General features: G+C 39.7%; 8 protein-coding genes and 1 pseudogene. 8 read left to right on the forward strand and 1 reads right to left on the reverse strand.

All coding sequences use genetic code 11. The annotated features are described in order from the left end of the window. The first annotated feature begins 280 nt into the window (after positions 1 to 280). The 8 genes from AN490_RS16455 to AN490_RS16490 all read left to right on the forward strand — a co-directional run bounded on the left by AN490_RS16455 (position 281) and on the right by AN490_RS16490 (position 6,803). On the forward strand, positions 281 to 1,498 hold the full coding sequence (locus AN490_RS16455) for a type IV pilus twitching motility protein PilT (protein WP_300005516.1): 1,218 nt from the start codon (positions 281 to 283) through the stop codon (positions 1,496 to 1,498). 21 nt (positions 1,499 to 1,519) lie between these two features. Further along, a complete protein-coding gene (locus AN490_RS16460) occupies positions 1,520 to 2,290 on the forward strand; it encodes a circadian clock KaiB family protein (RefSeq protein WP_300005518.1) in 771 nt (256 codons plus the stop codon). 388 nt (positions 2,291 to 2,678) lie between these two features. Next, positions 2,679 to 3,212, forward strand: a complete 534-nt coding sequence (locus tag AN490_RS16465; RefSeq protein ID WP_300005520.1) for a hypothetical protein — start codon at positions 2,679 to 2,681, stop codon at positions 3,210 to 3,212. Then, complete coding sequence (locus tag AN490_RS16470) at positions 3,181 to 3,498, forward strand: hypothetical protein (protein WP_300005522.1); 318 nt, start codon at positions 3,181 to 3,183, stop codon at positions 3,496 to 3,498. Before AN490_RS16465 ends, AN490_RS16470 begins: the two co-directional genes overlap by 32 nt. Before the next feature lie 279 nt (positions 3,499 to 3,777). Beyond that, on the forward strand, positions 3,778 to 4,218 hold the full coding sequence (locus AN490_RS16475; RefSeq protein WP_300005524.1) for a PIN domain-containing protein: 441 nt from the start codon (positions 3,778 to 3,780) through the stop codon (positions 4,216 to 4,218). Beyond that, the gene (locus AN490_RS16480; protein ID WP_213798441.1) at positions 4,208 to 4,438 is read left to right on the forward strand and encodes a hypothetical protein; all 231 of its coding nucleotides are present in this window, start codon (positions 4,208 to 4,210) and stop codon (positions 4,436 to 4,438) included. The genes AN490_RS16475 and AN490_RS16480 overlap by 11 nt, the downstream gene beginning before the upstream one ends. A gap of 194 nt (positions 4,439 to 4,632) precedes the next feature. Further along, positions 4,633 to 5,385 carry an MBL fold metallo-hydrolase gene (locus AN490_RS16485; RefSeq protein ID WP_300005532.1) on the forward strand — a complete coding sequence of 251 codons (753 nt, stop codon included), beginning with the start codon at positions 4,633 to 4,635 and terminating at the stop codon, positions 5,383 to 5,385. Between the two features lie 104 nt (positions 5,386 to 5,489). Continuing rightward, positions 5,490 to 6,803 carry an ABC transporter substrate-binding protein gene (locus tag AN490_RS16490; protein WP_271820660.1) on the forward strand — a complete coding sequence of 438 codons (1,314 nt, stop codon included), beginning with the start codon at positions 5,490 to 5,492 and terminating at the stop codon, positions 6,801 to 6,803. Between the two features lie 36 nt (positions 6,804 to 6,839). On the opposite strand, the pseudogene AN490_RS16495 reads toward AN490_RS16490, so the two are convergent. After that, positions 6,840 to 7,339: pseudogene (locus AN490_RS16495) on the reverse strand (addiction module component); the annotation flags it as partial.

Below are 7,339 nucleotides of genomic sequence, written 5' to 3' on the forward strand. Positions count from 1 at the left end.
TTGCCCCGCCTCTTTATCCTTGACTTCTCTGTATTATTAGCTATCAGTATATTATGTAGATCCTATGAAATATCAAGGATAATCAGTATGTGTTAAAAAATATGTATATTGGTGAATAACCCACTAAGAAGACTGCATAACAGAGGCAGGGGAAGCAGGAAGCAGGAAGCAGGAAGCAGGAAGCAGGGGACAGGGAACAGAAGGAAAATATTTTCCACTAACAACTGACAACTGACCAATTAACAACTGACAACTGACCAATTAACAAAAGTGAAGATATATGACAGAATCACAAACATTCAGAATGCCGCCACCCTTGCCAAAGGCAAAAATACAGAATCAGGTGGCAAATTTAGAAATGAACGCACCAGCACCGCCAATAATTACTACACCACCACCAATATTTCCTAATTTAAATGCGCCCACAAATGAACCTGTACAACGTACCTTGGCGCAGCTTATCCAGGAAGCATTTGATGAGGGTTACTCTGATGTTCACTTGGGAGTGGGTGAAATACCCCGCTTCCGCAACCGGGGGGAAATTCTCACTACAGGTTATCCCGAAGCTGATAAACCGACTTTTATGGGATGGTTGCGGGAGATTCTCTCTGATTCTGAAATTCAAAGGTTTCAAGAACATTTAGAATTTGATGGTGCAACTCAGTACGATTTTGCCCGTGTGCGGATTAATGTGTTTGATTCCCTGCGCGGTTATGCCATGGTACTGCGGTTAATTCCTCTCAAAATTCTGTCTATGGAGCAATTGCGTTTACCACCAGTTTTTCGAGATATTTGTCATAGTCACAAAGGCTTGGTTTTAGTAACAGGTCCAACTGGTTCAGGTAAATCCACGACAATGGCAGCAATGGTTGATTATATTAATCGGGAGATGGCTAAACATATTATTACGATTGAGGACCCGGTAGAATTTGTCCACCAAAGTCGTAAGTCTTTAGTTAAACAGCGGGAAGTGGGAATGCACACCCGCAAATTTGATAATGCTTTAAAAGCAGCTTTGCGGGAAGATCCAGATTTAATTCTGGTGGGGGAAATGCGGGATAAGGAAACGGTGAATACGGCACTGAAGGCGGCACAAACGGGTCACTTGGTGATGGGAACTCTGCACACCAATAGTGCGGTAAAAACTGTTGAACGGATTCTCAATTTGTATTCAGGTGAAGAACAGGAAGCTATGCGGATAGCGCTTGCAGAATCTTTAGTAGCTGTAATTGCTCAAGGTTTATGCCGCACTACAGATGGTAAACGGGCGGCTTTCCACGATATTCTCATTAATACTGAGGCTGTTAAGGAATGGGTGAAGGATGGCAAGTATGATGAGATTGCGGAGTTAATGAAACAAGCTGGTTTTGATGGCATGGTGACAATGAATCAGTCATTGCTCAATCTTTACCAAGAAGGCCGGATTACTGAGGAAACGGCGTTAGAAATGTCGCCAACTCCTAACGAAATGGCGCAATTCCTCCGAGGTCGTGTTTAATTAACAACTGACAACTGACCAATGACTAAGTTGAATTTAGACAAACTATCTAAACCCCAGTTGTTTAAGGGTATTGCCTTGTTTACGCCTGGAGGGGATTTAATTTATTGTATTGACCCTAGTAAACAAGGACGATGGCATTTACATTTATGTGCGGCTTTGCAGGAAATCCTCGACTTACCAGAGCCGCCACATTTTTTAGTACCTTGTTATACTGCAACCATTGATCACTGGTTAAATCCTCGCACTCAACAAGTACAAATTTTTGCGGAAGCTTATCCGGCGGTGATGAGACATCAGGCTGTATTGAATGCGATTTTTGGGACGGGGGATTTGGTATGGCAATCAGCACCTTGGCAAGATGGTTTGTGCGATCGCTTGGTATTATCAACTTATCGTTCTACATTTCCTCAACTTTGGCAAGATCATGATTTAATTGTGCGTTTGGATTTGGCTGATTCTCCCTCACAGTACCAGCAACCAGTCATTAATACACAACCAGTGCTACAAAAGATCCCAGGTCCCCCAGGCTTTGTTTTGCGCTTGTTTGTGGCTGGTCATAGTGCGACTACAGAAAAAATTTTACAAAACCTGCACGAATCATTAGAGCGATCGCTAGGATATCCTTATACTCTCAAAGTTATTGATGTTCTCACCAATCCAGAACAGGCAGAAATTGATCAAGTTTCTGCTACTCCTACTTTAGTTAAGGTTTGGCCTCATCCAATTCGGCGCATGGTTGGTAATTTACATAATGCGGACAAACTTCTACAAATGTTAGCGGGACAATAGACAACTGATGACAAAGAATGTATGGACTCTACAAGGATTTTAGGAGTGGAATTAGCTGTAAAAAATCCTGTTAATCCTGATTCTGACAATTTTATCAAAAATTTACATAAATTCCGCTAAATTACTGAGAAGTCAGGATTACACTTAGAACCACTCATGAAGCAGCAATCATCAAGGTTGTGGCTAATTTTATTCATCCTATATCAATCTGATAACAGCTTTACAAGCAGAGATAAGATGATAAATTTTCTGCTGGCACGCATAAATATACGGATACTAAAAAAATAAAATTCACTAACTATTTAAAATTAAAGTATACAAGCTGCTATACTGGCTCGCATAGAATGAAAGGTAACAAGACCACTAATCTTTACATGAGAAGGCATCTATGTTTGAGCTATCCTTAGACTCTCAACAATCAGGGTTCATATCTACCCCCCCCTACAACAATCTAGGTTTGAGCGATTATCAAGATCCTGTATTCGCTGTTAATCCTGCTAATTCTTCTCAGTTACCTGTTCCGTTTATTGATACGGTTGTTCAGGCAATTAATGCAACTAAATATATCCTGAGTGAACCTGATACTGGTGGATTACAAGGTGATCTAGATGCATTTGGTAGAGATTGGTCATTAGCTCAAGCTCGTTTTTCTATTGGATATAGTGAAGAAGCAAAAGGAAAGATCATTGGTATCTATCGTGATGTTCTTGGACGTGAACCTGATGGTGGTGGATTACAAGGTTATTTAGATGTACTTGGTAGAGGTTGGTCATTAGAGGATGTTCGTTTTTCTATTGCACATGGTGAAGAAGCAAAAGGAAAGGTCAGTGGTATCTATCGTGATGTTCTTGGACGTGAACCTGATGGTGGTGGATTACAAAATTATTTAGATGTTCCAAATTCGCAATGCCTTTGGACATAGTGAAGAAGCAAAAGGAAAGGTCATTGGTATCTATCGTGATGTTCTTGGACGTGAACCTGATGGTGGTGGATTACAAAATGATTTAGATGCACTTGGTAGAAATTGGTCATTAGAGGGTGTTCGTTTTTCTATTGCACATAGTGAAGAAGCAAAAGGAAAGGTCATTGGTATCTATCGTGATGTTCTTGGACGTGAACCTGATGCTGGTGAATTACAAAGTTATTTAGATGCACTTGGTAGAGATTGGTCATTAGCTCAAGTTCGCTATACATTGACAATGCTATAGCATTGTCAATAGTGATGTTCGTCTAATCACATTTAACAACAATCCTTCAGTTACTATGATCGTGAACATAATAAGAAAGAAAAGCTTTTTTGGTAAAGACTAAGTGAATTAGAATGCGATCGCTTTTCTACTGTCTAAAATAGTAGAGGGCGATCGCTTTTCTATGATTATGGAGGATAGAATGCGATCTTGTTTTCGCTATAAGTAAGAGAGAATCAAACCGTTTTGGGAATAAGGCTATTATTCCTGTACACTAGAGAAAGATGTAAAAACAGTGATATGATCAGGGTTTATCTAGATACCAGTATTTATAATCGTCCATTTGACGACCAAACACAGCCAAAAGTCTTTCTAGAAACACAGGCGGTAATTTTAATTTTACAAATGGTTCAAGCTCAATTACTAGAATTAGTTAATTCTTCAGTTTTAGAATACGAAAATAGCCGTAATCCTTTTACTATTAATCAACAATCAATGGAGCGATATTTACAAATAGCCACATTAAGAGTATTTATAGATGAAAATATTAGAGCTAGATCCAAACAGTTAGAAAAACAAGGAATCAAGCCTATTGACGCACTTCATATAGCTTGTGCAGAAACATCTGAAAGTGATTATTTTATAACTTGTGACAAAAGATTAATCAACCGATGTCAAGATTTACCACTGAAAGTAATTAACCCAACAGATTTTATTTTGGAGATAGAAGATGACAATTAAAGTTATTAACGAGCAACAAAATTTACAAGAAGTCATGCAGGTTTTACTTGCTCACCTAGAACCAGCAAAAGTAATGAAATTTTGGGCTGCGTGTAAACTAGGTGAAGGAGATTATTTACAAATTAAAGAAAGGTTATTTTCTGAAGAAACAGTTGATAGTTTATATGCCAAAATTACAGAATATCAAGAGTCTAATGATCAAAAATATTTGTCCAAATAAATTAATTGCTTTAAAAGTCGAGCGATCGCGCAATCGCCGGCTTGTCAGTTCGCATTTGTATAATAACCGAATGGGATAGCGAAGCGTGATCTCGTAATTAATCGTGAAATATCAATGATTAGTATGGGTTTATCAATGCTAAACCCCTACGTCTTGTGTATAATTAGATTATGGATATAGCGTTTTCTGTAATTATGAATCTTACTTGGTTAGATAGTAATAGTTGGTTGATTGAAATTGGTGAACAGCGGATATTAATTGATCCTTGGTTAATTGGTGATTTAACCTTTAATAACTTAGATTGGTTATTTAAAGGTTCTCGGACTCAAGATCGGTCAATACCAGATAATATAAACTTAATTTTGCTTTCTCAAGGATTAGAAGATCACGCACACCCACCCACCTTAAAACAGCTTAACAAAAATATCCCCGTTGTCGCTTCCCCCAATGCGGCTAAAGTTGTCAAACAACTGGGTTATCAACAAATCATCAGTCTCAATCATGGTGAAACCTTCACCTTAAATCATCAAATAGAGATCAAAGCTTTTCCCGGTTCTCCCATTGGACCAACCTTATTAGAAAACGGCTATCTGCTTAAAGATTTAGCAAATAATTCTACATTGTATTATGAACCCCATGGCTATCATTCCCCCCAACTTCAAGAAATAGCACCCATTGACGTAATAATTACACCAATCATTGATTTGAGTTTACCCCTACTCGGTCCGATTATCAAAGGCATGAATAGCGCCCTAGAAGTAGCAAAATCGGTAAAACCTCGATTTATGCTCCCTACCGCAGCCGGAGGGGATATTTTGTTTGCAGGACTACTGGTAAAATTCCTGCAAGCTAAGGGAACTGTAGAAGAATTTCGCACATTACTGGAAAAAAACAATTTAACAACCCAGGTAATTGCTCCTCAACCTGGTGAAAAAGTTATGGTTTGAATAATTTAAAACCAATGATAGTGTGAGGATGTTATAATCTGCGATTTAAAGGCTTGATGTAAATATATCTACATCAAGTTTTCTAAATATCTGTGTGATTAACTATGGCAAAAATTCGTATTTCCCTAGCCTTGAGTCTAGCTACCCTAGCCAGTGGTTTCTTGTTAGCCGCTTGTGAAAATCCTAATCCTTCATCATCTACCGGAAATAGTACCACCTCCCCAACAGCTACCACTACAACCAGTGATACTAAAGGACTGAAAATCGGGAGTTTATTACCAACAACTGGTGACTTGGCTTCTATTGGACAACAAATGGTTGGTTCAGTTCCCTTACTGGTAGACACAGTTAACGCTTGTGGGGGTGTGAATGGTGAAAAAGTCAGTTTAGTACAAGTAGACGACCAAACAGACCCTAAAGCCGGTGCTGCGGGAATGACCAAATTAGCAACTTTAGATAAAGTCGGTGGTGTAGTCGGTTCTTTTGCTAGTAGCGTTTCCACTGCGGCGGTTTCTGTGGCTGTACCCAATAAAGTCATGCTGATTTCTCCTGGTAGCACCAGTCCTGTATTTACCGACAAAGCTAAAAAAGGCGACTTTAAGGGCTTTTGGGCGCGGACTGCTCCCCCAGATACCTACCAAGCATTGGCTTTAGCCCAACTTGCTCGGAAAAAAGGTTTTAAACGAGTTTCCACAGTAGTTATTAACAATGACTATGGTGTAGGTTTTGAAAAAGCATTTGTGGAAACTTTTGAAAAATTAGGGGGAACAGTAATTAATAAAGATAAACCTATTCGCTATGATCCCAAAGCTCAAACTTTTGATACAGAAGCAACTGCGGCTTTTGCTGGCAAACCAGATGCGGTTTTAGGGGTGTTATATGCGGAAACAGGGAGTTTATTTCTCAAAGCTGCTTATCAGCAAGGTGTCGCCAAAGGCGTACAAATTTTACTGACAGACGGCGTAAAATCCCCTACTTTCCCTGATCAAGTAGGCAAAGCTAGTGATGGTAAGTATATTTTATCCGGGGCAATTGGGACAGTTCCTGGTTCTAGTGGTCCAGGTTTGGAAAACTTTAATAAACTTTGGAAAGAGAAAAAAGGCGGTTCTCCTGGAGAATACGCACCTCAATCTTGGGACGCTGCGGCTTTGTTGGTATTAGCCGCTCAAGCTGCGAAGGAAAATACAGGGGTTGCTATTGCTGGTAAAATTCGGGAAGTATCCGCTGGTAAGGGAACACCAGTTAGTGATGTTTGTGAAGGGTTGAAGCTACTTAAAGCAGGAAAACAGATTAATTATCAAGGCGCAAGCGGTGATGTAGATGTTGACGCTAACGGTGATGTCATTGGTACTTATGATGTCTGGACTGTGGGCGATGATGGTAAAATCAAGGTGATTGATAAAGTTAGTCCTAAGTAAGTAATTGAGATCCTCGAGATACACAAATAACGTAGTTTAACCTTGGTCAAACAGCGTTAATTGCTTATAGTTCGCTCTCTGATTGACCTTACTCGTAAGTTTGCTTTTAGGTTCTAGAGTCTGGGGCTTATCCTTGCCCGTTATCGCCTCGGGTTCCATTACTATGGAGTCCCGAAACTTCTGCGTCCGTTCTAGCAAGATTACTTTTACATCGGAATGTTTCATGTATCGAGTGATTTCAACATCACTCATTCTTGCTAGAACGTTATCAGCAGCATTAGTATCTGAGTGCATTACGACCCCATCATGTCCGGTAAACTTGTCACCATTTCTACTACCAGTTAAGGTAGCAAATCTGGAGTCAAGTTGTGACGTATATGCACAATTCACACTAACGACCGTGCAACCTACACGGGTTGAAACTTGTTTGAGGGCATCCGCAACCATCCCCTTGCACCATGAAGAAACATTTCTCTTCATGCGCTTTCTCATGGGCTTTTTGCTTTTTATTGCTTCCGTCAAATCTTCAAAAGCTA

The organism is Anabaena sp. AL09 (assembly GCF_001672255.1).
In the GTDB taxonomy this organism is placed as follows: domain Bacteria; phylum Cyanobacteriota; class Cyanobacteriia; order Cyanobacteriales; family Nostocaceae; genus Dolichospermum; species Dolichospermum lemmermannii.

Bases quoted from the DNA above. Each gene is read 5' to 3' on its own strand.
- AN490_RS16470 (WP_300005522.1), top strand. From the start codon at position 3,181: ATGTTCCAAATTCGCAATGCCTTTGGACATAGTGAAGAAGCAAAAGGA.
- AN490_RS16455 (WP_300005516.1), top strand. From the start codon at position 281: ATGACAGAATCACAAACATTCAGAATGCCGCCACCCTTGCCAAAGGCA.
- AN490_RS16465 (WP_300005520.1), top strand. From the start codon at position 2,679: ATGTTTGAGCTATCCTTAGACTCTCAACAATCAGGGTTCATATCTACC.
- AN490_RS16485 (WP_300005532.1), top strand. From the start codon at position 4,633: ATGAATCTTACTTGGTTAGATAGTAATAGTTGGTTGATTGAAATTGGT.
- AN490_RS16475 (WP_300005524.1), top strand. From the start codon at position 3,778: ATGATCAGGGTTTATCTAGATACCAGTATTTATAATCGTCCATTTGAC.
- AN490_RS16480 (WP_213798441.1), top strand. From the start codon at position 4,208: ATGACAATTAAAGTTATTAACGAGCAACAAAATTTACAAGAAGTCATG.
- AN490_RS16490 (WP_271820660.1), top strand. From the start codon at position 5,490: ATGGCAAAAATTCGTATTTCCCTAGCCTTGAGTCTAGCTACCCTAGCC.
- AN490_RS16460 (WP_300005518.1), top strand. From the start codon at position 1,520: ATGACTAAGTTGAATTTAGACAAACTATCTAAACCCCAGTTGTTTAAG.